Source organism: Olleya sp. KJ81-1 (assembly GCF_055808135.1).
Genome location: NZ_CM147854.1, coordinates 3,262,501 through 3,288,064, shown reverse-complemented (window position 1 = coordinate 3,288,064; position 25,564 = coordinate 3,262,501). Strand labels below are relative to the sequence as shown.

The window sequence follows — 25,564 nt, the reverse complement described above, 5'->3', positions numbered from 1 at the left end:
AGCTTATTTTATTTTATGGTCTATAAATGGATAATCTTCTTGATCATAAACAGCGTCGTACATCACATTTTTTTCTGGATATGGAGACTCTTCTGCAAATTTCTCACACTCAGCAACCTGTTGTTTAACACGCTTATCAATTACTTTGATATCTGCTTCTGTAGCATAATCATTATCAAGTATGATTTGTTTAACCTGAGTTATAGGATCTAATTTTTTGTATTCTTCTACTTCGTCTTTTGTTCTGTAGTGTTGTGCATCAGACATAGAGTGACCTCTATAACGATACGTTTTAACCTCTAAAAATGTTGGTCCATCACCACGACGTGCACGTTGTATAGCTTCGTCAAATGCTTCTGCTACTTTGATTGGATTCATACCGTCAACAGGTCCACAAGGCATTTCATAACCTAAACCTAATTTCCAGATATCCGTATGGTTAGCTGTACGCTCTACAGATGTACCCATTGCGTAACCGTTGTTTTCACAAACAAAAACTACTGGCAACTTCCATAACATTGCTAAGTTAAAAGACTCATGCAAAGACCCTTGTCTAGCTGCACCATCACCAAAACAACATATGGTTACACCATCAACACCATGATATTTGTCTCCAAAAGCAATACCTGCTCCTAAAGGAATTTGTCCTCCAACAATACCATGACCTCCATAAAAACGGTGTTCTTTAGAAAATATATGCATAGAACCACCTAAACCTTGAGAGGTTCCAGTTGCTTTACCAAATAATTCAGCCATAACACGCTTAGGATCCACACCCATACCAATTGGCTGTACGTGGTTACGGTAAGCAGTTATCATTTTATCTTTGGTTAAATCCATTGCATGTAAAGCTCCTGCTAACACAGCTTCTTGCCCATTATACAAGTGTAGAAAACCTCTAACTTTTTGTTGAATGTAGACTGCTGCAAGCTTGTCTTCAAACTTTCTCCAAAACAACATGTCTTCATACCATTTTATATACGTTTCTTTTGTTACTTTTTGCATTGGTGACGTTTGTATTTTTTTAACGAATAACAAAAGTAACACTTTAGTTATTAATGAAAAAACTGAAAATAGTTATTTTTGTTACGAAAACGATATAGTTACAGTGCTGATTTATCAAAAATAAGCGGAAGTAGGTTTGCTAATGAATTTGAGCGTACTACTTTACCTGTTTCTCCCATAAAAAACAGCTCGATTGGAATATCTTGTTTTACTTCGTATTCTGCAATTGCCTGTCTACAAGCTCCACATGGTGGAATTGGTGTTAGCGTTGGATGTACTTGAGATCCAGCTATTATAGCCATTTTTACAAATTTTGCTTTTGGGTATTTTGCACCAGCATAATAAATAGCTGTACGCTCTGCACATAATCCTGATGGATAAGAGGCGTTTTCTTGATTACTTCCGGTAACAATTTCTCCGTTATCTAGTAATAAGGCTGCTCCTACACTAAACTTTGAGTAAGGTGCATAGGCATTGTTTCTAGCTTCTGAAGCTTTACTCATTAATGACTGTACATCTACTGCGACGTCACTAATATTATCAAATACCTGTAATGTTGTTTCAATTTTTACTTCCTTCATAATTTAAATATACGCAACTATTTTAGACAAAAAAACTATTGTTTTCACAATAGTTTTTAAGTTATTTTATTTATTACTAATTAATACTCATCGTACGTTCCTGCACCTAAATTAAAGGTTAAAGAAAAACGAAGTGTACTTTCCAGTGGGCTTTGTACTTGAGAGGCTGAGAATAAATATGATAAATCTACATTTATAACATTATATTTAAATCCTGCTCCTAATGCAAAAAACTTACGTGCACCTTTTGTTTCGTGCTCATTAAAATATCCTGCTCTAAATGCAAATGAATCTTGATAAGTATACTCTGCACCTAAGGCATAGGTAAATTCTTGTAATTCTTCTTTAAAACCTCCTGGAGCATCTCCAAATGATTGAAATACACCAGATAAAAATGGTACGTCTGGATCTTGACCAGATAAGATATAATCCGAATCATTACTTATTAAAACATCTCCATCACTTTCATTAAATGCACCATCTCCATTAGCATCCGTAAACTCAAGTCTTGAACCTTTTAAAGGAGGTGTTGGCACTAATAACTTAGAAAACTCTGCAGTTACACCAACAGTATTGTATTGATCTAATATAAAATCAAAACCTGCTCCTAATCTTAAATTAGTTGGTTGGAAATTATCTTGACCAGCTTCATCATACTTAAATTTTGGACCTAAATTCTGGATAGCAAATCCACCTCTCCAACGACCATTAAAATCGTTATAGGCTTGCTCTTCACTTTGATAATATCCTGAAATATCCACACCAAAAGTACTTGCTGCTTTAGTATCATTATCTCCAATATTAAGTTTTAGATCAGATTGCAAATAACGCATAGCTACAGACATCCCGAATTGATCGCTTAATCGTAAGGCATAAGATACATCTACTGTAAACTCGTTTGGTCTTTGTACCAACGCTTCAGAAAACTCGTCCTGAACAAACTCGATATCACCTAAAGAGAAATATTTAAAACTAGCTGCAAAAGCACTATTATCATTTAGTCTATTAAAATAAGTTACGTTACCTAAAAAGATATCGTTTACTAACTTACTTAAATAAGGTGTGTAACTTATTGCCACACCAGATTTAGTTTCTGAAAACACATATTTAGCAGAATTCCATTGCTGAGAAAATGCGTCAGGAGAGGTTGCCACACCCATATCACCCATTGCTGCTGCTCTAGCATCTGGAGCTATTAATAAAAACGGTACTCCTGTAGTAATTACACGTGAGTCATTGACGTTTGGTGTTATTAACACTACATTATCTTGCGAAATACCCTTAAGAGATAAAAAGAAAGCTATCGCTATTAAAATTTTATTTTTCATGAATCAATTTTAGTTAACAAATATAATTTTTTATTAGAGGATTACAAGTTTCTCTATTTTTTCTACTGATTTATTGGTGCTTTTAGAATGGACTTTTAGTTTATAAACATAGGTTCCTTTACCTATTTTGTCTCCAAAATCGTCACGACCATCCCAAATAATGTCTCTAGAAGTAGATTTTACTGTTTTACCACCTACTAATGATGTTTGACCATTTAGCGTTTTTACTAATTTACCAGAGATAGTAAATATTTGCACAGAGATATCTAAAACCTCTGAGCTGTTATGACTAAACCAAAACTCGGTGTAATTAACAAATGGATTTGGATAGTTTAATACGTTATTAATAACTAAACTTTCGTTTTCATTGTACACTACAAATTGGATTTCAGCTGTAGCTGAATTATTATACACGTCCCAAGCTTTAAGGGATAATGTATGTAAACCTGGTTCTAAATTCCTGAAAGGAAACCCTAAAGACCCTCTTGTATAATCGTCAACATCTGTTAAGTAATAGTCATTTAAAACGTATGGATTAACCTCGTCACCATCCAATAAAGCTACAATATCATGACCAATTCCGCTTGCGGTATTTATTCCGTTTTCATCCTGAAATTTAGCTATAAGTGTTGGCGACTCGTTGGTAATTCCGCCAGAAACAAAAGCCTCATCATTCATAAACAACGTAATAACTGGTCCAATATTATCCTCTGCTGCATCAGGATTAATACCACCGATTTTAACGGTTTCGATACTAGCACCTGACTTATCGTTTAATGTATTATCTTGGGTTGCATAAAAACTAACTTTTCCAGTTCCGACAGGAATACCAATATCTTTAGGAACTATAAAATCAAATTCAAATTGTCCATTAGTAATAGTGGCTTGACCTCTAAAAACAATAGATCCCAATGTTTTATAATTTAGCTTAATTAGCGATGTGCTATTGTAAGTATTATCATTTGCTAACGTTTCTCTTTCAATTTCTTTATCAAAAATGGTCGTTGTTAAGATACCATTATAATTAGTTAACACATTACCATTTACATCTGTTACTTCTCCTGCTAATTTAGCATAACTTAATGCTTGTAATACATCTGTATCCTGAGTAATTGGCACATCGTTAATTTTAGTAAGTCTAATGTTTGGATCTGGAAATGCTAATTTTAGCGCTGGATCACCAATACAAAATGCTAAGTTTTTTTGAGAGTTAGAAAAATTGGGATCATTTTTAGCTAATCTTAGTGCTTCTGCAACAGATGGATATTCGTAATCACTATATGTATCTAATGTACTGTATGAGAATAAATACTCTTTTAAAATCTTATTAAAGTCTTTTCCTACCGTTACAAAAATTTGTCTTGTAGTAGTTACTAACGCAATTGCTCCAGCGGATTTATTCCAATAAATTAACTCTCCTGCAGTTACCCTTAAAGGGTTATCAAATCTTGTAAACTCACAAGTCACTGTTACAAATAGATTTAGCTTACAATCGTTATTTAAAGCTTCAGCATCGTCTTTTTGAAAAATACGTTCAAAAGCCAAACCGTCTTCTCCTCCATGCCCAAAATAGTTAACCATAATGGCTCCTTTTTCGATAGCATTAGTAATAGCCTCTGTTACTTCTGGATATCTATCTCCTCCAGCAGATGCTTCTTGTTGGTAGGAGTCCGTGTGTATTTTAGTTACATTTATAAAAGGTTTAAATTGTGCAACTTCATCTGCAATCTCGTCTGTTGTTTCTTGTAATGTTGCTTCCCAAGCCTCATCGACATCATCAGATATTACTACAAAATTATTACGCCAACTACCTAAGGCTCCTTTTGAATAATAGACTTCAATTTTATCTACCATTTCTTTAGCGCGTTGCGGTGTATCTGCTACTATTCTACCAACTGCTACATCTAATTTATGCGAATTATTGTAAGCATCAATATTACCTTCATTTGCATCTAAATAAGCATAAAAGTCATCCGATATAAATGAATTTGACAAGTTAAAACTACTGTAAGCATTCCAAGTTGGAAAATTATATGTATTATCGGATATTCTACCCTTATAGTCAAATGAAGAATCTCCAAAAATGCATAAATACTTTACGCGATTATTTGGTGTACTAGCATTATCATAAACATATTTTACAAAATTCCTGATACCTGCTATATCTGGATTACCATTAGAAAACTCGTTATAAATTTGATCTAATGTTACAACCTTTACATTAAGATTATTTTTATCTCTGTTAATTTGCGCCAATCGTTGTGCTTGAGACAAATGAGAACTGGTGGTCAGCATTAAATAGTCAACATCCTGAAAGCTACCTTGATTATTTAAAAATATGGTTCCTTTTAAATTTTGATTATTTACTCTACTGTTACTTGCCAAATTTGGTTCAAAATAATCCTGAGAACTAACAGTCACAAACTTTTTTAAACTACCCATTGGTGCGTTAAAACTAATTGTACCTGCTGCTGCAGAATTACTTATTGAAGAAACATCATATAAATTAGTCACATCCCAAACCTCTTGCACTTGAGCTGCGTTAGAAACCACATAATTAGCTACACCTGCAGTTGACGCTGTTTGATTATTTTTAAATATAAATTGTTTTCCGCTAAAAGTTAAAGCTCTTGTGGCTTCTACCGCAACATAATCTAAATAAGAGGTAGCACTAGGGTTTCCTTGATTATTAAAATCCAAAGTAACGTTTACACTATTGCTAGCCACAGATGTTGTCCCTTGATAAGAACCTCCTGTTACATAAACACCATCTATTGGACTAGTCGCATTCATGGATATATTACCAACAGCATTACTATTTACACTCAAAGCAAAACCACTAGCACTAGACGAAGTAGATACTGTAACCACTTTTAAACTTACAGGAACAGAGGTTACTAAATTAGGAAAATCAAAATTAAAGGATTGCGAGTTTTCTACTCCAAAACGCTCGCCAAACCATCGTCTTCCAACAAAAATTATATTCGTTTCATCTACTTCATGAAACTTATAATCTTGAAAGGTATTTACCACCAAATCCGGAGTACCTGTTGCCTGACTAAAATTTTGGATCCTTTTACCTTGTCCAGAACTAATATTAAGATAGTAAACCGCTTTATTGGTATACGGATTAATATTGGTATTAATATTACTATCCGACACATTTGCAGAAGGTCCGACAGCATAAAACAACACATAATCGTTATCATTAAAAACACCATCTTCCTCACCTACTACTTTAATAGCATTTTCAGTGGGATCAAAAGGAAAATTAGCACTATTTGCAAAAGGCATCATCATACCTCCATTACCATAAATTTTTAAATTTCTTGGATCAAAACTAGAAACGTTAATTCCCATTTGATTTAAAAACGACTTTGAAAGCTTAAAAACTCCAGTTTTAGGTATTTCAAACTTATACCATTCACCACTATTCAAAACAGAGTTTGTGATAACTTGAGAATTGTTTAGTCTGCTACTATTATTAGTTGCTGCGTTATTATACTTAATAGTAAAGCTAGTTACCTTCTTATAATTATTACCTTCTTTTATAATAGGACTTAAAGTAAAAACAGCATAATTAGTGGTTCTAGCAGCTCCATTTTTTAAAGAAAATTGTAATGTCGTTGGTATTGTGGATAGGTTAACATCCTTTAAATCTTCTAAAGCAATAGGAAGATAATTAACGTTGGTTACTTCAATAGAGTTTTCGGCAACAAAACCATTTACAATCCATTGCTCAACAAACTGCAAACCTTCTGACAAATCAAAAGAGAAGTTTTTAGAAGGTGAAAACGTAGGTATATTTAAAGAATAACTATCTGTAGCATAAGTTTGGGTATTATCCCATGCTAAGTTAAACTTTTTTTCTTGTGAAAATATTGGCGTTAGGTAGAGTACTAGTAGTACTAATAAAATCTTTTTCATTGCATTAATAACGTCTTATTTTAAATGATATTACTTAAATCTTAATAATTTCATAAAAACAAGTCAAAATTACGATAATAATTTTTAATAACCTGCGTTATACAGTTCCAAAACATCGATTAAAAGCAAATTTAATATCGATGTAACGTAAAAAAATAGGATGAAATGCATTTAAATTTTACTCAAAAATAACATTTTATGTTGTTTTGTTGGGTTTAATTATTATATTGCGACTCCAAAAAAACATTATTAGCTTACATAAACGCATGAATATGAAAAAAGTAATTGTATCAAGGTTGTTATTCGTTTTAGCGATTTCTTTGACCTTGGTTGGTTGTAAAAGATCTGGTAGCGGTAGTAATACCTCAAGAGCTACTGGATGGCAGATTAACTCTAAAGATGGTGGTTTTCAATACAATACCAAATTTAAAGAACAAGAGACTGCTCCAGGATTAGTTTTTGTAGAAGGTGGAACTTTTACAATGGGTAGAGTCCAAGACGACGTTATGCATGATTGGAATAATACTCCTAATCAACAACACGTTCAGTCTTTTTATATGGACGAAACTGAAGTAACTAATAAAATGTATTTAGAATATTTAGATTGGATTAAAAGAACATATCCACCTGAAGAAGAAAATTTCAGAGCTATCTACAATGGTGTTTTACCTGACACGTTAGTTTGGAGAAACCGTTTAGGTTACAACGAAGTTATGACAGAAAACTACTTACGTCATCCAGGTTACGGAGAATATCCTGTAGTTGGAGTAAGTTGGATTCAAGCTGTTGAGTTTGCTAACTGGAGAACTGATCGTGTAAATGAGCTTTACTTACAACAAGATGGTTACTTAAAGCAAGGAAGCCAATTAGAAGCTACTGCAGATGCTAATTTTAGTACAGATACTTACATCAATGCTCCAACACAAACATTTGGTGGTAATGAAGACATTATAAAAGGAGGAAAACTTAAACCTCAAACTAATGCTGCAGGTGACGAAATTAATGTTTTTGCATCAAGAGAAACAGGTATTATATCTCCTAAATACAGACTACCTACTGAAACTGAATGGGAATATGCTGCTTTAGGATTATCAGAAATAAGAAGCTACAACGTCTACAGAGGTCGTAAAAAATATCCATGGGATGGACAGTACACACGTTCTGGAAGTCGTAAAATAAAAGGAGACCAATTAGCTAACTTTAAACAAGGTAAAGGGGATTATGGTGGAATTGCAGGATGGTCTGACGATGGTGCAGATATTACTGCTCAAGTTAAATCTTACGCTCCTAATGATTACGGTTTATATGATATGGCAGGAAACGTTGCAGAATGGGTTGCCGATGTTTACAGACCAATAGTAGATGATGAGTTTAACGACTTTAACTACTATAGAGGTAACGTATATACTAAAAATGCAATCAACGATGATGGTACAGTTAAAATTGTAACTACAGACGAAATTGTTTTTGATACACTTCCAAACGGAAAAGTAGTACCTAGAGATTTACCAGGAGAAATTGCTACACAACCAATAGACGAAGAAGAAACTTACTTAAGAACAAACTTTGATAGAAGTGACAACCGTAACTTTAGAGATGGTGACTCACAATCTTCAAGATACTACGCTGATAGATTTGGAGATGATGAAGGAGAAGCTAACGAAGATGCTTCTACACGTAAAATGTACAATGCACCTAAGCATAACATAGAAATGGATTCTTCAGGAAATATGATCAGAGAGTATGACAAATCTAACAAACGTACCTCTTTAATAAACGATGAGGTAAGAGTTTACAAAGGAGGATCATGGAAAGATAGAGAGTACTGGTTAGATCCTGCACAAAGACGTTATTACCCACAAAATATGGCAACAGACTATATTGGGTTTAGATGTGCAATGTCTAGAGTTGGTTCTAAATCTAAAGGAACACGTAAGTCTAAAAACTAAAAATATTATTTTTAATATATTAAAAAGTCCTAACAAATGTTAGGACTTTTTTTATACTTTTATTTCATGAAAATAGACGCATTACACCAACTTTTTTTATCCTGTACATCCATAAGTACAGACACTAGAAAAGTAAAAGATAACTGTATGTTTTTCGCTTTAAGCGGAGAAAATTTTAATGGCAATACCTTTGCAACCGAAGCTTTAAATAAAGGCGCTAAATATGCGATTATAGACGACCCTAAGTATAAGACTACAGACAATACTATTTTAGTAAACAACAGTCTTAAAACACTACAAGAGTTAGCCACATACCATAGGGATTACTTGGGTTTAAAAATAATTGCCTTAACTGGAAGTAACGGAAAAACAACAACCAAAGAGCTTATTAATGCAGTAATATCTCAAAAATATAATACTACAGCAACCATAGGTAACCTAAATAATCACATTGGTGTACCTTTAACATTACTATCAATGGATAAAAATACTGAAATTGGTATTGTTGAAATGGGAGCAAATCATAAAAAAGAAATTGCCTTTTTATGTAACATAGCTAAACCTGATTATGGATACATTACCAACTTTGGTAAAGCACACTTAGAAGGCTTTGGAGGAATTGAAGGCGTTATTGAAGGTAAAAGTGAAATGTATGAGTATTTGATAAGCAATAACAAACAAGTATTTTTTAATGCTGAGGATCCTATTCAAAAAGATATACTGAGTACTTATAATAATAAGATAGGTTTCAACGATAATACAACAAACAATTACAATTACACCTTATTAGACACCAATCCATTTGTTTCGTTTAAAACAGAAGACAAGGTTATCAACTCTAATTTAATAGGCACATACAATTACACTAATTTATGTGCAGCTTGTACAATTGGTAGACATTTTAAGTTGACAATACATCAAATACAAAATGCATTTAAAAACTATGTGCCAACAAATAATAGGTCTCAAATAATTGACAAAGATAGCAACACCATTATTCTAGATGCCTATAATGCTAATCCATCTAGTATGGACGTGGCATTAAATAACTTTAGCATCCATAAAGCTAAAAACAAAATAGCAATATTAGGAGACATGTTTGAATTAGGGATTTCTGCTGCTGCAGAACATCAAAATATAGTAAACCTATTAGCTGATTTAGATATTAATAAAGTAATTTTAATTGGTGAAAATTTTTACAAAACTAAATCAGAGCATACCAATTTAGAACACTATAAATCCTTTGAAGATTTTAAAAACAATTATAAAACAATTAAAGACAGTGCGTTATTAATTAAAGGATCTAGAGGAATGGCTTTGGAACGCGTATTAGAATTATTATAAATAAAAAAATCCGAAACAAATGTTTCGGATTTTTTTGTGGGCGACAAGGGATTCGAACCCCTGACCCCTTGGGTGTAAACCAAGTGCTCTGAACCAACTGAGCTAGTCGCCCTAATAACAGGTTTGCAAATATATGTTAGATTTTGATTAAAAACAAAATTCCATATCAAATAATAACATAAAAAAATCCAAAACTAAGTTCTGGATTTTTTGTGGGCGACAAGGGATTCGAACCCCTGACCCCTTGGGTGTAAACCAAGTGCTCTGAACCAACTGAGCTAGTCGCCCTATTTATTAGGTGTGCAAATATACATTAGTTTTTGACATCTCAAAACCTTTTATTCAAAAAAAAACAACATTTTTTTAATTTAAAAATTAACTCATTAATATATAGTCCCTAACAAAATAACTTTTTATAAAAATTTTAATATTTTTGGGAACAAATACACTCCAAATTTGAAATACATCTCTATAATTGATCAATTAGGCATAGATATTAACGCTATTATTACCTTAGATGACACTAAAATAATTAGACTACAAAAGCAATTAAAAGCTAATGCTGTACTAAATAATACAAGTAACCTTGGAGAATTAGCCCTATTAATTGATCAGCTTAAAGATGAAACGATAAGAAAACATCATGTTTTTATTGAACAACATGATTGGTTAAAACAAATAATTAGCGGAAACTATAGTAACATTCCACAAAGCTCGATTAACCTTTACGAAGATAACATAGAAGATCTTTATGAATTAAAACATTTTTTAGCACCATATTTTAGAGCGCATCTTAAACCGTTTTTAACCGAAACACTAAATAAAGGCAAATACATATTACTATTTAATGTTATAAAAAACTATAAATTATTTACTGAAGAGATTGAACAAATTATTATCAACTTTATTAGTGCTAAACTAAATTTTGCTACAGTTTATATTCAAAATAACCGATTAGAACTATCTCATGCACCTGTAGGTTATATTACAAATAGAAACTTTATAAATTGCTTGAGTCACTATCCAAATTCGTTTACAGAGGAGGTTAATGACTTAAATTCAGTGATCATAGACACGTACAATTCTAAACGAAAAAATGTAAATGATTCTGACTTTAATTTTGCTGCTAAAACGATGGTTGCTTTTGGAGCATTAGAGGTATCAAGTTATATGCTAAAGGATATATTAATTTCTAATGCAGAAATTGCAAAACCATATGCTTATAAGACTACTGGTAAATCCAAATCTGGAACAACAGTCGGAATTTGGAGTATTGTAGTCTTTATACTAATTATTATTAGACTTGCCTCATTAGGAATTAATAGCTCTAATCGAAATGATTCGCGCATTAATATTGATAATCAAGAATTATTTGAAGCTGTTAGAAAAATTAAACAGCGTCAAGACTATCAAAATAAGATAGACTTACCACTAAAAGAAACCTTAGCAACTGAGGATGTAGTTGAAACAACAATAAACAATGAACCTATAATTAGTAATGAGAAGATAACATTACCGGATGATAATAGTAAGCATAAAGCAAAAGATCATACTAGGTTTATTTATTCTTTGAAATTAAAAACTAATAGAAAAGAACCAGAAATAGACAATAGTGCACCTACTAAACTAAATGAATTTACGAATCCATATCCTAAAACCTTTAATAAGATTGAAGCTTATGCTTATGGTGTAGCAAATAATACCGAATACAGTTTGGTTAAAAACAGCAGTAGTAAAGATTTAATAGTATTTAAACTTCAAAAAGGAATTGATCAATCGATTTACATACCAAAAGACGAAAAAATTTACATCAATTTAAAACCTGAAGATTCATTACTATTTTATACTGGAAATGGATTTGTAGTCGATAACTTTTCTCATTTTAAAAATGATGCTGAATTATCTAAACTTTATGTCGTCAAAACTATTGGTCCAAAATTAAATCTTGAAATTAACGTGCTTCCTTATAAGTTAAGTATTTACGAAAAAAGTGTAATTAATTCTGATATTAAAATAAAAGACACCAGTAAATTGGATGTAATAGATAGCAAGAATATTAATTTAAATGGTATTAATATTGATAAAATTTACACTAATTGGTACAAGAAAAAACACAACTAACGCAACCCTGTTTTGCTATCGTCTTTAAATAGTTTTTGTTTATCCTTTTCTCTATCTGGAAATAAAGCATACAGTGCATAAACTATGTGTTTTAATGAAGTATAATCCTTACGCTCTAGTACTTGATCACCTTCCTTTATTAACTGCTCTGCTTTTTTCTTGTTTTCAAATTCTGAGCTATACTTTAATCCTAAATAATAACCAATAAAGTTTTCATCGCTAGACTGAATTATAGAATTATATAAAACATCAAGTTCTTTAATTTTGGCTCTAAGCAAATATTTGTCTCCAGAGTTAACAACCTCCTTTTCATTAGCTATAACTTTAAGATATTTGGGTCTGTATTTCTCGTTTTCGTCTTTATTAATTTCCCACTCTACACCTTCTTTAGACAACTTATACTCTTCTATTTCTAGAGCTATAACTTTATTTCTTGTTAAAGTATCAAACGCTTGAATTAACTTTCGTTTTTTATCATCCAATTGATATTTTTGATCAGATACATCATTATCATCAAGTAACGTGGTTTCAATCTGTATTTCAATTAAACCAACTCGTATTTGTTCTAAAGTATTAGAATATTCAAAATTTTCACCTTCGACTTGCTCTCTTATCAAATGTTCTACCTCAGACAATACTGCATTTATTTCCATGTTAATCTTACTAATACTTATCGCACGTTCTGACTGGCTAAATACATTTTTAAATTCTTGATCGCAAGCTTGTAAATAAACATTTATTTTTAAGTCTCTGGACTCGGTTACTTCTAATTCAATCTCTATATCTGTACCTTTAATTAAATCATCTTCCAAATCTTTACCCGAAAACTCAATATAACCAATGCTTAATCCAGAACTAGGTAATCCATTGGATTGACCTTCGACAATATTGATTATTAAATTAGCATCAGTATTTTTAAGTATGGTTTTAGAGGCTGTTTTATATATTTTTTTCTTTAAAGGTAAAATGCTTCCTTTTCTAAATATTTGTTCCAAACGTGTAGTTGACGCATCAATATCGTCTATTTCCATACAAATATCAATAGGTAATGGTTGACCTAAAACATTGTAACTACCTTGATTAATAGCCACAGTACTAATAGTTTTTACAACATTTAAATCCTGATCTAACACTTGGATTTTAAACCGGTTTAATTGTCCTTTTAGTAATGGGACAAACTCAGAAAACCCATTATTTACAATAGTCTTGATTCCAGAATCATAACCACCATCAACCCTTGTAATTCTATAATTAAAATTATCACTAGCCACTTTACAAGTAATTAACTCTTCTAAATCTCTAGTATTTTGCTCATAAAAAAGTTGAGTCTCCACTGTATCAACTTCAACTTCTTGTACAACTGCGTCTTCCTCTTTTATAGTCGTTGGTTTTGATCCAGCAAAATAAGCTGCACCCTCAACCACTGCGGATGTTGGGTCAATACTTGAGTCTACAAGTATCCCTGTTTCTTCCTTAATACGCTGTTTTATTAATGGCACATAAGTACTACCACCAATTAAAATTAGGCGATCTATTTGAGAATTTAAAAGTTGATTTTGAGAAATCACTTTTTTAATAAACGCTATGGTTTGCTCAACTTTTGGCAAGATAACAGCTTCAAATTCTGCTCTTGTAATAATTATTTGTTCAAATAAATTATCATTATTTATATCTATATCTAATTCAATTTCTGTTTCAGGATAAACCGATAGTTCTTTTTTAGCTTCTTCTGCTTTTTTAAGTAATTCAAAATATAGCCCTTTGTATTGACTTGATTTGGATTTAATTGCTTTAAACAGATTTGTAATATTTGTTTTAGCTTCTATTTTAGGAATTATAATTTTTTCGACAATAAGATTATCAAAATCTGCTCCACCTAAAAAATTATCACCTTCATTATCAATCACCTTTAATTCTCTGTCATTGACTTCAACTAAAGCCACATCAAACGTACCTCCTCCAAAATCATAAACTATCCAATTTTTAGACGTTTGAATGTCTAAATTGGATTGATTTGCAAACGCTAAGCACGCAGCAATAGGTTCTTGTAGTAAAACAACTTCTTTAAATCCAGCCAAATATCCAGCTTTTTTGGTTGCGTTAGATTGTATTGTATCAAAAGAAGCAGGAATTGTGATTACTGCAGATTGCAGTTGTATATCATCCAAAACAAAGTTTCTAAGTTCTTTTAATAATAACGAAGACAACTCGATTGGACTAATTTCTTTATTAATGGAAGGTATAAAGTAAGTTTCCTGAGTTCCCATTTTACGCTTAAAAAGCATACACACGTTTTCGGCATCCTTTTCTAAATAATCCAAAGCTTTATCTCCAATAATGGTACGGTTTCCTCTAAAAGCAACACAAGAAGGTAACGTCTGTTTTAAACCTAAAGGGTTATTATATATCTTTACTGCACCATTATTATAGTTAGCAATTAAACTGTTTGTGGTACCTAAATCTATAGCAAAATTAATAGTTTTCATTGGTGCTTATTCTACAATTACAATTCCTTTTTGTACTAAAGTATTTTGGTCATTTGTCTTTTTATAGACTATAGGTTTAAGTACTTTAACAATCTTCATTTGTGTATTAATTTCACCAGTAATATTGGCTTCGACATCAGTCATTTCGTTACGATAGGTTTGACCAATAGGATTTATAATATTGTAACCTAAGTTTTCAAACTCATGATTAATTCTGTCTACATTTCTATTAAACAACGATAAATTTTCTTTATTGCTTTTAAGTTGAATAGAAAATACTTGATTGATAATTTCTAACATTTAAAGAGGAATTAGATGAAAGTGTAAGATACAATTTATATGAAATTAAACCACTTCGGCAACCACAAAAGTACTTCCTCCAATGTAGATAACATCATCAACCGAAGCTGCTTTGAGTGCAAAATTATAAGCCTCACTAACCGAAGCATAGGAGTTACCACTAAAACCATTATCTAGAAAAAGTGTGGACAAAATATTTTGATCCAAACCTCTTGGCACATCTGGTTTGCAAAAGTAGTACGTTGCCTTTTTAGGTAATAAAGGCAATATAGACATAACATCTTTATCATTAACAACACCAAATACAATATGTAAATGTTGATGTGTTTCTTTTAATAATTGTTGTATGGCTAACGTCAAGCCTTCTTTATTATGCGCAGTATCACAGATTACTTTAGGATTAGTTCCTAACGTCTGCCAACGACCTTTTAAATCTGTGTTTTTAACAGTATTGAGTAGCCCTATTTTAATGTTTTGATTAGAAATTACAAATCCTTTTTGTTGTAATTGCTTCATGGATTGTATAACGCCTTTAATATTTTTTGATTGGTAACTTCCCTTAAGGTCAGTTGTAAAATCTTCACTTGCTACTTGATCTGCAAAATGTATTGGACTATTATTCTTTTCAGCGAAAGCGGTAAAAACAGACTGCGTCTCAGGTTGCGTTTCACTAATAACAACAGGAATATTAGGTTTAATTATTCCCGCTTTTTCTGAAGCTATTAAACTTAAGGTGTTACCCAAAAACTGAACATGGTCTAAACCAATATTAGTAATTAAAGACACTTCTGGTGTAATAATATTTGTAGAGTCTAAACGACCACCTAATCCAACCTCTATAACAGCTATATCTACTTTTTGTTTGGCAAAATAGTCAAATGCCATACCAACTGTCATTTCAAAAAAAGACAATTTATTAGCATCTAAAAACGTTTTGTTTCGTTTTATAAAACCAATTACAAAGGGTTTACTAACCACTTTACCATTAATTTTAATACGCTCTCTAAAATCTTTTAAATGCGGAGAAGTATATAAACCTACTTTATATCCTGCTTCTTGTAAAATAGACGCCAACATATGACTACTAGAGCCTTTACCATTGGTTCCTGCTACATGTATAGATTTAAATTTATGCTGTGGATTTTTAAGATGCTTAGCTAAATTTATGGTATTAGTTAAGTCTTTTTTAAAAGCAGTCTGACCTTGTTTTTGATACATTGGAAGTTGAGAGAACATCCAATTTACGGTCTCTAAATAAGTCATGATTATTATTGACCTAATTTAAAATTGATACTAACATATCCAATTTGACGCTCTGGAGCTTTAGGATCTGCTTTCCATTTGTGGGATTCTGCAATTTTTTTAGCAGGAATCAATAAACACTCAGCGGTATTTTTTGTTCCTTTTACTCCTGGCACTGCATTTACAACTTTACCAGAACGATCCACTTCAATTCTAACAACAACTAATCCAGCCTCGTTACAATCTTGTCTAAAAATTTGATTGGTAGGACGACCTCTTCCATTCAGACCATAACCAACACCATCTCCATTTCCGTTTCCTTGACCAGAACCACCAAAATTACTAGGTCCATAAGCGTTACCTGTACCTGGTCCATTTCCAGGACCATTACCTGGACCATCATTATTGGAATCTGAAGGGTTTTCAGAATTACTTATCCCGTTAATTAAAGCATCATTTGCTTTTTTAATATCATCTTGTCTCTTTTTTTCAGCTGCATCTGCTGCTGCTTTTGCTGCCTTAGCAGCTTTTTCTTGAGCCAACTTATCTGCTTTAGCTTTTGCTATAGCATCATTTTCTTTTTTAGCTTGCTCCTTTTGTTTTTTAATTAAAACCGCTTCTTCATCGTCTTGTGTTAAAACATCTTCTTTTGAAGTTGCAGCTGCTGCCTCTTGTTTTTGTTCTACTTCAGGCTTTGTTTCTTCTGGTTTAGTTTCTGTTGGTGCTGCAGCTTGGGCAGGTGCACCTCCACCACCACCTGACGATCCTCCAAAATTAATAGCTACTCCAAACTCTTCTGGTGGATCCATATAATTTTGACCAACCACAAAAAGTAGCAATACCAATATCAGCGTAATTAATGCTGTGATTTTTGCCGAATTGCGTTCGTGTTTGGTTTGAAGGTACTTCATTATTATTGTGCTTTAACTGCCAATGTGGATTTAATCTTGTTTCGGTTTGCTATATCCATAATATAAACAACGTGTTGCATCTCTACACTTTCATCAGATCTAATTGTAATTGTCGGAGACTCTACGTTACCAACTTTGGCTAATACTTCTGCCTCTAATTGGTCTTTAGAAACCTGTTTCATGTCTACATAATAATTGACGTTTTTGTCAACACTTACAGATACATTTTTAGTTTGTGTAGTCTTGCTAGTAGATTTTGGTAATAACAAGTCTATAGCTTCTGCAGATACTAACGTTGATGCAATCATAAAAAAGATAAGCAGCAGAAAAACTATGTCTGTCATAGACGACATATTAAATTCTGGTGTAACTTTATTTCTTCCTCTTAATCGCATATTAGCTAGGTTCGTTTAATAAATCTAAAAATTCAAGCGAGTTAGCTTCCATTTGATACACCACTTTATCTGTTTTTACAACTAAGTGGTTATATGCAACGTAAGCTACAATACCAACAATTAGACCACCAACAGTGGTGGTCATTGCTGTGTAAAGTCCGTCTGCTAACGTTTTAATATCTATTGATCCTCCTGAATTAGCAATTTCAAAGATTGATAAAATCATTCCAATTACTGTTCCAAGAAACCCAATCATTGGTGCTGCTCCAGATATGGTAGCTAGCACACTAACGTTTTTTTCTAAACTATAAATCTCTAAACGTCCTGCGTTTTCTATTGCTGTATTAATATCCTCTAAAGGTTTTCCTATTCTAGAAATCCCTTTACTAATTAATCTAGACACTGGAGAGTCTACAGTACTACATAAGTTTTGAGCAGATTCTATCTTACCATTACTAACATAGTCTTTAATTTGATTCATAAAATTTGAATCTACTTTGGAAGCATCTTTAATCGCAAACAAGCGTTCAAAATAAATATATACAGCCATAATCAATAATACAAATAGTAATGCAATGATAATTATACCAGCAGTACCTCCTGTTGTAATCAGTTCTATTATTGATAAAGTTTTCTCAACTGGTTCTCCTTCTACTAATGGATCTACCGCTTGAGCAGTGTCTTGAATTAATTTGCTTAGCATATTATAAAATTAGATACGTGTATAACGTTAGATTTTTGTTTTGAGTATATATTAAAATAAAGTTCTGGTCCAGAAAAACACTAATGTTCCTGCTAAAAATCCTGCTAAAGCCAACCAAGAGATTTTTTTGAAATACCAGAAAAAGTCAATTTTCTCCATTCCCATTGCAACAACTCCTGCTGCAGATCCAATGATTAACATACTTCCTCCTGTACCTGCAGAATAAGCAATAAAGTGCCAAAGCTCGTTATCAATAGGTTGAGAAAACATACCTAAACTAGCTGCTACTAATGGTACGTTATCAATAACTGCAGATCCAATACCTAATAAAATAATTACTAAATCCGAAACACCTTCATGATGTAACTCTGTTCCCATCATTGGCATACTATCTTGTAAAGTAGATGCAAATCCAAATAAAATACCTAAAGATTCTAAAGCTGCCACAGCCATTAAAATACCTAAGAAAAATAAGATACTTGGTAACTCAATTTTTGATAATGAATGGTGTACAGGACTATGGTGTGCGTGTGCATCACTTTCTTCTGAATCATGGTTAGATAAACTAAATTTAGCAGAACTATAAATTTCCGCAAAAATTGCTACCACACCTAACGCTAACATCATACCAACATAAGGAGGTAAATGTGTTACTGTTTTAAATATTGGAACAAATACAATTGCACCTAAACCAAGGTATAACATTGTACCACTAAATCTGCTTTTTGGTTTTTCTTCTACTGCTTCCTCAACCGCTAAATCACCTTTAAAAGCTGGTAAAAAAGAAGCTATAAAAGTAGGTACTAACATACATATTAAAGATGGTAATAGTAAGTACCCAACTAAATGTCCTGTGGTAACTTTTTTACCAATCCATAACATAGTCGTTGTAACATCTCCAATTGGTGACCATGCACCACCTGCATTAGCAGCAATAATAATTAAACCTGCAAACCAAATACGTACATTTCTGTCATTAACAATTTTTTGTAAGATAGAAATCAATACAATGGTTGCAGTTAAGTTATCTATTATAGCAGAAAGTATAAATGCTAAGAAGGCAAAAATCCATAATATTTTGGTTTTCTTCTTTGTTTTGATAAAGCTTTTAATAGTAGAAAATCCATCAAAATAATCAATAATCTCTACGATTGTCATAGCGCCTAAAAGAAATACTAAAATCTCTGCTGTTTTACCTAAATGGTGAAGCAATGTTTCTTCCATTAAGTGCATCTTGGTTTCATGTCCTAATGAAGCATACCCTTCTACCAGACCATGATTGGCAGAATCAAACCACTCTGTAAAAGAGTCTAATCCTAATGAAATTAACGCCCAACTTATAGCCATCATGACTAAAGCAGGAATTAACTTATCAATCTTTATATTATGCTCTAATGTTATAGCTAAATAGCCTATAACAAATACTAAAATTATTACTGATTCCATATTATACTAATTGTTTTAATGCTATTTCAAAAGCAGTTTTACTAATTTCTTTTTTAGAAGCGTTTTTTGCATGTACGTTCTGGATTGCTTTTTTAATAATATCAGATGTATCATTAAAAATAGCTTCATCAGTCATTTGCACTTTACGCTCCATAAAGTAAGCAAATACACGTGCCATACCACAGTTTGAAATAAAATCTGGTATTAAGCTTACACGCTCATCTGTTTGTTCCATGATAGATCCAAAGAAAATTTCTTTATCTGCAAAAGGTACATTTGCACCACAAGATACAACCTCTAAACCTGTATTAATCATTTGATCAATTTGATCTTGGGTAATTAATCTTGATGCAGCACAAGGTGCAAAAATCTCAGTTTCTAAAGACCAAATGCGCTCATTCATTTCAGCAAAAGGTATCATGTTGTCCGTTGCTAATGTATTTCCGTTTTTAGTTAAGAAAAAGTCTTTTATTTCTTCAAAAGAAAAACCTTCTTCATTTATAACTCCACCAGAAATATCAATAATTCCAACAATTTTAGCTCCCATTTGTGCTAAATAAAAAGCTGCTGCTGATCCTACATTTCCAAAACCTTGAACTACTGCACGCTTACCTTTTACGCTTCCACCATAAACATCATAATAATGTCTAACAGCTTCTGCTACACCATATCCTGTAATCATGTCTGCTACAGTATACTTTTTTGCTACGTCTGGAGAATAGTTTGTGTTTTCTAAAACTTTAATTACACCTTGACGTAACTGTCCAATACGGTTAATTTTATCTGCTTCAGTTGGCTTAAAGTGTCCATTAAAAACACCTTCTTGAGGATGCCATACTCCAGAATCTTCCGTTATTGGAATTACTTCATGGATTTCATCTACATTTAAATCTCCTCCTGTACCGTAATAACTTTTTAACAATGGAGACACTGCTTTGTACCAACGCTCTAAAACACCACGTTTTCTTGGGTCTTTTGGATCAAAATTAATTCCTGATTTTGCACCACCAATAGCTGGTCCAGATACAGTAAACTTTACCTCCATAGTTTTGGCAAGGGATAAAACTTCATTCATATCCAATCCTTTTCTCATTCTGGTACCACCACCTGCAGCACCACCTCTTAAAGAATTTATAACTGTCCAGCCTTCTGCTTCTGTTTCAGAATCTTTCCAATTAAATACTATTTCTGGTTCTTTATTTTCGTAAATTTTTAATAAGTCTTTCATGTTTAATTTTTGGTTTCAACTTTAATATTTTTCTCTCTGGATTAACATTTAAAGTAGCTAAAGTTGATTCATCTTACGAAGTGTTAGATTAATTAATTTAACAAATATAAAAAAACAAAAAATGGCTTTTAATAGTCTGGTCATTTTTATTATAATAAATTATTGTTAATAATTATTGACTTGGCTTCTTGCAATAATTTATCACTATTATTTATTTTTTTATATTGAATATTTTCCCTGACGAATGATCTTTTAAAGCCCCTGTCACTGATTTTAGACAGTTGTTTTCTCCTCGTAATTTTAATATACCTAAGAAGCCAAAAATTAAGGCTTCTTTAAATTCTATAATGTTTTTTGAAGGTATTATTATTTGATTTGATGTTAATTTAGTTATTTCTTCAAGTAAAAAATCGTTAAACACGCCTCCTCCTGTTGCTAAAACCAACGTGTTTTGTTTTTGATTTATAACTTTAGCTATCTGAAATGCTATATGTTTAACATACGTATGTAAAACATCATTGATTGGTAAATTAAAACTATCAACTAGTGGAAAAATATTAGTCTTTACCCACTCCAACCCTAATGATTTAGGAGCTGTTTCATGATAAAAAGCTAATTGATTTAGCTGATGAAATAATTTGTGATGAAATTTACCTTGTCTAGCAAGTTTACCTTTATCATCAAAATCAAAACCTAATACGCCTACATATTTATTTAGGACAATATTTACAGGACAAATATCAAAAGCAATTCTATTTGTATTTTCTTGTGAAGAGATATTAGCAAAACCTCCTAAATTTAAACACCAATGATATTGCGGAAACAAAAATTGATCACCAATTGGAACTAATGGTGCACCTTGACCACCTAATTCAACATCTTGAATTCTAAAATCACACACTACAGTCTGTTGAATTAAATTTGATAATTGAGGTAAGTTACCTATCTGTAAAGTATAGCCTAATTCTGGTCTGTGTAGTGCTGTATGACCATGAGAGCAAACTGCATCAATATTACTAATGTTATTAGTTTTTATGAAATTGTTGATAACAGAAGCCAAAAAGGTAGTATACTCTTTATCTAACTCGCTTAGATCAGAAGTAGCTAAATTTATTAAATTTTTAAGCCTATTTAGCCAAGTTTTAGGATAAACTACAGTCTGAGCAATTTCAATTTTAAAATTCCAATTAGTAGCTTTTTTAAATGAAATTAAAGCAAGATCAATACCATCCAAAGACGTCCCTGACATCACGCCAATCACTGTATAATTGTCTTTTATCATATAATGTAAAAATAACTATAACGATTGAAAATATGCTAATAAAAACTTATCTTTGTATCCAAATTTTATTAAATCAACAATCTTACATAAATTATGGATTTTAGCCTTACTGAAGAACATATAATGATTCGCGATGCAGCTCGCGATTTTGCACAAACAGAATTATTACCTGGTGTTATCGAACGTGATAATGCACAAACGTTTCCTGATGAATTAGTTAGAAAAATGGGAGCACTTGGTTTTATGGGTATTATGGTAGACCCAAAATATGGAGGAAGTGGAATGGATGCTATTTCTTACGTATTAATTATGGAAGAATTATCTAAAATTGATGCTTCTGCTTCTGTTATGGTTTCTGTAAACAACTCTTTAGTTTGTTACGGACTTGAAACTTATGGTACCGAAGAGCAAAAACAAAAGTACTTAACTAAACTAGCAACTGGAGAATCTATTGGTGCTTTTTGTTTAAGTGAACCTGAAGCTGGTAGTGACGCAACATCACAAAAAACAACAGCTATAGATAAAGGTGACCATTATGTTATTAATGGTACAAAAAACTGGATTACCAATGGTGGTCGAAGTGATGTATATTTAGTTATAGCGCAAACTGACAGAGATAAAGCTCATAAAGGTATTAATGCTTTTATAGTAGAAAAAGGAACACCAGGATTTGATATTGGTCCTAAAGAAGATAAATTAGGAATTAGAGGTAGTGATACACACACATTACAATTTAATGACGTAAAAGTACCAAAAGAAAATAGAATTGGTGAAGATGGATTTGGTTTTAAATTCGCAATGAAAACTTTATCTGGTGGACGTATTGGTATTGCTGCACAAGCTTTAGGTATTGCTGCAGGTGCTTATGAGTTAGCCTTAAAATATAGTAAAGAACGTAAGGCATTTGGTACAGAAATCTGTAATCACCAAGCGATCGCATTTAAATTAGCTGATATGTATACAGAAATTGAAGCTGCACGTATGTTAGTAATGAAAGCTGCTTGGGATAAAGACCAAGGTAATAGTTACGATATGTCAAGTGCAATGGCTAAATTATATGCTAGTAAAGTAGCAATGGAACAAACTGTTGAAGCTGTGCAAATACATGGTGGTAATGGTTTTGTTAAAGAATACCATGTAGAACGTATGATGCGAGATGCTAAAATCACACAGATATATGAAGGAACTTCAGAAATTCAGAAAATAGTAATTTCAAGAGGTGTTATCAAAGGATAATCCTGAATACATAAATATAAAAAAAGGCTTTAAAATTAATTTTAAAGCCTTTTTTATTTCTAAGATATATCATCTAAAACTAATCTAATCTCTCCATAACTATACTTGTCAGCTATTTGAGATTTTAAATCTGAAAGATTTTCAAAAGTATGTTTAGGGATTAATGCTTTCAATTCCTTATAATGCTTTTCAGAGATCAAGTCTGTAATTTTAACTTCACCTGAAGGTATAAAACTTGCAAGGTGCCCAAAGATAGTATTCACATTTAAATCACGCTCAAAAGCTATTTGATCTATTGATTTACCTGCTTTAAAAATCTGTAAAGACGTTTCTTTTGTATCTCCCTTTTTGCGTTTTGGTTTAACCTTTTCAAAAATCTCTTTACTATTGGAAACCTCAATGTCATTCTCCTCGCAATACTCTCTTATTATTTGTATAATTTCGTTACCATATTTGGCAACCCGTGTTTTACCAAATCCATTGACATTTAATAATTCCGTTTGACTAGTTGGCAATGTTTCGCACATTTCATATAATGACTTTTGTGTGAATATTTGAAAATGAACCAAATCTTCTCTTTCGGCAATAGTATTTCTTAACTCTCTTAATAATTCAAATAATTCTACATTAGTAGTTCCATCTATAACAGTCTTTCTTGGAGTTTTAGGTTTTTCTTTTGTCAGAAATACAGCTTTAGCTCTTAATTCTAAAAATAGTTTAATTGAAAATCCAGAATTCAAATTAGAAAAATATAACTGTTTAACACCTATTAACTCTTCTAAAGTATCTAATTGTTTATTAAAATCCGTGTCTAGTGTTTTATTATCTGTAGTAAAATTAAAGGTTTTATAAATTTGAATTATGTTAACATCCAATTGCTGTTTATAATACGCTAGAGCTTTTTTAAATCTAGACTGAATTTCATCACTAGTCTCCGGAGTAGTAGACTCTTTTGAAATTTCTAATAACTGCGCTTTAAATCCATTCGCAACTTTTAATAAAGCAGCGACGCAATCTTTTATACTAGTTAATGGATCTTCTATGTTACCCTTAAAACTTCCTCTATTTTTATAATAGATATCTAAAAGTCTATTAGTCGGATATAAAAATTGATAAAAATCGAAAATCTCAGAGATTAAACTTAACTGAAAATGCGTTTTAGATTGTTGCAAAATGCTCTCGTCAGGTTGATTTTTCTCTGCTTCAAGATTAAAATTGATAACATTAGTATCACTTATAATTTGACTAGAATTAATCTTACTTTTCAACACTAAACCTTCTAAAGATTTACATCTACTTAAAGCGACATAAGTCTGTCCATGTGCAAATGCACCTTCCGAATCTATAATTGCCTTTTCAAAAGTCAAACCTTGACTTTTATGGATGGTAATTGACCAAGCCAAACGTAAGGGGATTTGAGTGAAGGATCCAATTTTGTTTTCAGAAATGGCCTTAGTATCCTTATCAACCGAGTAATTAATATTTTCCCAAATCTCTGGTTTCGTAATTATATTGAAATCATCATCTGGACACTTAACAACAACTTCATCTTTATCGAGTAGTATAACCTTACCTATCTTTCCATTAAAATATCGTTTGTCCGTAGAACTATCATTTTTAACAAACATGACTTGAGATCCGACTTTAAGTACAAGCGATTCCTTATTAGGATATGAAAACTCAGGAAACTTACCCTCTACTTTTGCTTTATATGTCTGAGGCCTACCTTTTAGCTTCTCAAGTTTAGCTTTATTAGTGTATTCTGCCTTGTTATTATGTGTAGTTAATGAAATATACCCATCATCTTCCTTAGGTTCAAAATCTGGCTGATATCTTTTATTTAATTCATTTGCTGACTCAAGAGACAATGTGTTTGTTCTAATTTCGTTTAATATATTAATGAATAAAGGGTTATCTTGTCTATAAATATGCTTTAATTCAACTGAAATAGGATTACATTGTTGGTAAGCATGACTACTAAAAAAGAAGGCGTTATTATAAAATGGTTTAAGTAAGTGCCACTCATTATCTTTTACAACGGGAGATAGTTGTTGTAAATCACCAATCATCAACACTTGAA

The 25,564-nt window shown here is 31.9% G+C and carries 18 protein-coding genes and 2 tRNA genes (1 of these 20 cut by a window edge); 4 read left to right on the top strand and 16 right to left on the bottom strand.

Annotated elements, in window-relative coordinates:
• Positions 1-3: 3 nt before the first annotated feature.
• The 4 genes from pdhA to porU form a co-directional block, all read right to left on the bottom strand.
• Positions 4-1,005, bottom strand: a complete 1,002-nt coding sequence (pdhA, locus tag AC0L3M_RS15355) for a pyruvate dehydrogenase (acetyl-transferring) E1 component subunit alpha (RefSeq protein WP_292942325.1) — start codon at positions 1,003-1,005, stop codon at positions 4-6.
• Positions 1,006-1,103: 98 nt separating this feature from the next.
• Entirely contained in the window at positions 1,104-1,586 is a 483-nt protein-coding gene (gene cdd / locus AC0L3M_RS15350; RefSeq protein ID WP_473431310.1) for a cytidine deaminase, read from the bottom strand.
• Positions 1,587-1,666: 80 nt separating this feature from the next.
• On the bottom strand, positions 1,667-2,914 hold the full coding sequence (gene porV / locus AC0L3M_RS15345) for a type IX secretion system outer membrane channel protein PorV (RefSeq protein ID WP_473431309.1): 1,248 nt from the start codon (positions 2,912-2,914) through the stop codon (positions 1,667-1,669).
• 33 nt (positions 2,915-2,947) lie between these two features.
• On the bottom strand, positions 2,948-6,841 hold the full coding sequence (gene porU / locus AC0L3M_RS15340) for a type IX secretion system sortase PorU (RefSeq protein WP_473431308.1): 3,894 nt from the start codon (positions 6,839-6,841) through the stop codon (positions 2,948-2,950).
• A 266-nt stretch (positions 6,842-7,107) separates the two neighbouring features.
• On the opposite strand from porU, the gene gldJ reads away from it, so the two are divergent.
• Together gldJ and AC0L3M_RS15330 are read left to right on the top strand one after the other, a co-directional pair.
• Positions 7,108-8,790 carry a gliding motility lipoprotein GldJ gene (gene gldJ / locus AC0L3M_RS15335; protein ID WP_341588402.1) on the top strand — a complete coding sequence of 561 codons (1,683 nt, stop codon included), beginning with the start codon at positions 7,108-7,110 and terminating at the stop codon, positions 8,788-8,790.
• 66 nt (positions 8,791-8,856) lie between these two features.
• Entirely contained in the window at positions 8,857-10,134 is a 1,278-nt protein-coding gene (locus AC0L3M_RS15330; protein WP_473431307.1) for a UDP-N-acetylmuramoyl-tripeptide--D-alanyl-D-alanine ligase, read from the top strand.
• Positions 10,135-10,171: 37 nt separating this feature from the next.
• Here the strand turns inward: AC0L3M_RS15330 and AC0L3M_RS15325 are convergent.
• Positions 10,172-10,246 (bottom strand) — tRNA-Val (locus AC0L3M_RS15325).
• A gap of 101 nt (positions 10,247-10,347) precedes the next feature.
• Positions 10,348-10,422: transfer RNA gene (locus tag AC0L3M_RS15320), tRNA-Val, on the bottom strand.
• A gap of 168 nt (positions 10,423-10,590) precedes the next feature.
• Between AC0L3M_RS15320 and AC0L3M_RS15315 the strand changes: the two genes are divergently transcribed.
• Positions 10,591-12,255: a hypothetical protein gene (locus AC0L3M_RS15315; RefSeq protein ID WP_473431306.1), complete on the top strand. Its 1,665-nt coding sequence runs from the start codon at positions 10,591-10,593 to the stop codon at positions 12,253-12,255.
• Here AC0L3M_RS15315 and AC0L3M_RS15310 read toward each other — a convergent pair.
• The 9 genes from AC0L3M_RS15310 to AC0L3M_RS15270 all read right to left on the bottom strand — a co-directional run bounded on the left by AC0L3M_RS15310 (position 12,252) and on the right by AC0L3M_RS15270 (position 22,248).
• Positions 12,252-14,741: an Hsp70 family protein gene (locus tag AC0L3M_RS15310; RefSeq protein ID WP_473431305.1), complete on the bottom strand. Its 2,490-nt coding sequence runs from the start codon at positions 14,739-14,741 to the stop codon at positions 12,252-12,254. The two genes, AC0L3M_RS15315 and AC0L3M_RS15310, sit on opposite strands and share 4 nt — an antisense overlap.
• Positions 14,742-14,747: 6 nt before the next feature.
• Positions 14,748-15,041, bottom strand: a complete 294-nt coding sequence (locus tag AC0L3M_RS15305; protein WP_292942300.1) for a hypothetical protein — start codon at positions 15,039-15,041, stop codon at positions 14,748-14,750.
• 45 nt (positions 15,042-15,086) lie between these two features.
• Entirely contained in the window at positions 15,087-16,304 is a 1,218-nt protein-coding gene (locus tag AC0L3M_RS15300) for a bifunctional folylpolyglutamate synthase/dihydrofolate synthase (RefSeq protein ID WP_473431304.1), read from the bottom strand.
• Between the two features lie 5 nt (positions 16,305-16,309).
• Complete coding sequence (locus AC0L3M_RS15295) at positions 16,310-17,194, bottom strand: energy transducer TonB (protein ID WP_473431303.1); 885 nt, start codon at positions 17,192-17,194, stop codon at positions 16,310-16,312.
• A gap of 2 nt (positions 17,195-17,196) precedes the next feature.
• Positions 17,197-17,589, bottom strand: a complete 393-nt coding sequence (locus AC0L3M_RS15290) for an ExbD/TolR family protein (protein ID WP_028283795.1) — start codon at positions 17,587-17,589, stop codon at positions 17,197-17,199.
• A gap of 1 nt (position 17,590) precedes the next feature.
• Positions 17,591-18,292: a MotA/TolQ/ExbB proton channel family protein gene (locus tag AC0L3M_RS15285; RefSeq protein WP_145001067.1), complete on the bottom strand. Its 702-nt coding sequence runs from the start codon at positions 18,290-18,292 to the stop codon at positions 17,591-17,593.
• A 51-nt stretch (positions 18,293-18,343) separates the two neighbouring features.
• Positions 18,344-19,738: a sodium:proton antiporter NhaD gene (gene nhaD / locus AC0L3M_RS15280; protein ID WP_473431302.1), complete on the bottom strand. Its 1,395-nt coding sequence runs from the start codon at positions 19,736-19,738 to the stop codon at positions 18,344-18,346.
• Position 19,739: 1 nt separating this feature from the next.
• Positions 19,740-20,966 (bottom strand): Glu/Leu/Phe/Val dehydrogenase dimerization domain-containing protein, encoded by a 1,227-nt coding sequence (locus AC0L3M_RS15275; RefSeq protein WP_292942280.1) that lies wholly within the window; start codon positions 20,964-20,966, stop codon positions 19,740-19,742.
• A gap of 211 nt (positions 20,967-21,177) precedes the next feature.
• Positions 21,178-22,248 carry an anhydro-N-acetylmuramic acid kinase gene (locus AC0L3M_RS15270; RefSeq protein ID WP_473431301.1) on the bottom strand — a complete coding sequence of 357 codons (1,071 nt, stop codon included), beginning with the start codon at positions 22,246-22,248 and terminating at the stop codon, positions 21,178-21,180.
• A gap of 93 nt (positions 22,249-22,341) precedes the next feature.
• Between AC0L3M_RS15270 and AC0L3M_RS15265 the strand changes: the two genes are divergently transcribed.
• Positions 22,342-23,484, top strand: a complete 1,143-nt coding sequence (locus tag AC0L3M_RS15265) for an acyl-CoA dehydrogenase (protein ID WP_473431300.1) — start codon at positions 22,342-22,344, stop codon at positions 23,482-23,484.
• Positions 23,485-23,543: 59 nt separating this feature from the next.
• Here AC0L3M_RS15265 and AC0L3M_RS15260 read toward each other — a convergent pair whose 3' ends face one another.
• On the bottom strand, positions 23,544-25,564 hold the 3' portion of the coding sequence (locus tag AC0L3M_RS15260) for a helix-turn-helix domain-containing protein (protein WP_473431299.1). It continues 412 nt past the right edge of the window; 2,021 of the gene's 2,433 nt are visible here — the last part of the coding sequence; its start codon lies off the right edge, out of view — the gene reads right to left on this strand; it ends in the stop codon at positions 23,544-23,546.

Bases quoted from the DNA above. Each gene is read 5' to 3' on its own strand.
- AC0L3M_RS15270 (WP_473431301.1), bottom strand. From the start codon at position 22,248: ATGATAAAAGACAATTATACAGTGATTGGCGTGATGTCAGGGACGTCT.
- AC0L3M_RS15305 (WP_292942300.1), bottom strand. From the start codon at position 15,041: ATGTTAGAAATTATCAATCAAGTATTTTCTATTCAACTTAAAAGCAAT.
- AC0L3M_RS15285 (WP_145001067.1), bottom strand. From the start codon at position 18,292: ATGCTAAGCAAATTAATTCAAGACACTGCTCAAGCGGTAGATCCATTA.
- AC0L3M_RS15265 (WP_473431300.1), top strand. From the start codon at position 22,342: ATGGATTTTAGCCTTACTGAAGAACATATAATGATTCGCGATGCAGCT.
- AC0L3M_RS15310 (WP_473431305.1), bottom strand. From the start codon at position 14,741: ATGAAAACTATTAATTTTGCTATAGATTTAGGTACCACAAACAGTTTA.
- gldJ (WP_341588402.1), top strand. From the start codon at position 7,108: ATGAATATGAAAAAAGTAATTGTATCAAGGTTGTTATTCGTTTTAGCG.
- AC0L3M_RS15295 (WP_473431303.1), bottom strand. From the start codon at position 17,194: ATGAAGTACCTTCAAACCAAACACGAACGCAATTCGGCAAAAATCACA.
- cdd (WP_473431310.1), bottom strand. From the start codon at position 1,586: ATGAAGGAAGTAAAAATTGAAACAACATTACAGGTATTTGATAATATT.
- AC0L3M_RS15300 (WP_473431304.1), bottom strand. From the start codon at position 16,304: ATGACTTATTTAGAGACCGTAAATTGGATGTTCTCTCAACTTCCAATG.
- porV (WP_473431309.1), bottom strand. From the start codon at position 2,914: ATGAAAAATAAAATTTTAATAGCGATAGCTTTCTTTTTATCTCTTAAG.
- nhaD (WP_473431302.1), bottom strand. From the start codon at position 19,738: ATGGAATCAGTAATAATTTTAGTATTTGTTATAGGCTATTTAGCTATA.
- porU (WP_473431308.1), bottom strand. From the start codon at position 6,841: ATGAAAAAGATTTTATTAGTACTACTAGTACTCTACCTAACGCCAATA.
- AC0L3M_RS15275 (WP_292942280.1), bottom strand. From the start codon at position 20,966: ATGAAAGACTTATTAAAAATTTACGAAAATAAAGAACCAGAAATAGTA.
- AC0L3M_RS15290 (WP_028283795.1), bottom strand. From the start codon at position 17,589: ATGCGATTAAGAGGAAGAAATAAAGTTACACCAGAATTTAATATGTCG.
- AC0L3M_RS15330 (WP_473431307.1), top strand. From the start codon at position 8,857: ATGAAAATAGACGCATTACACCAACTTTTTTTATCCTGTACATCCATA.
- pdhA (WP_292942325.1), bottom strand. From the start codon at position 1,005: ATGCAAAAAGTAACAAAAGAAACGTATATAAAATGGTATGAAGACATG.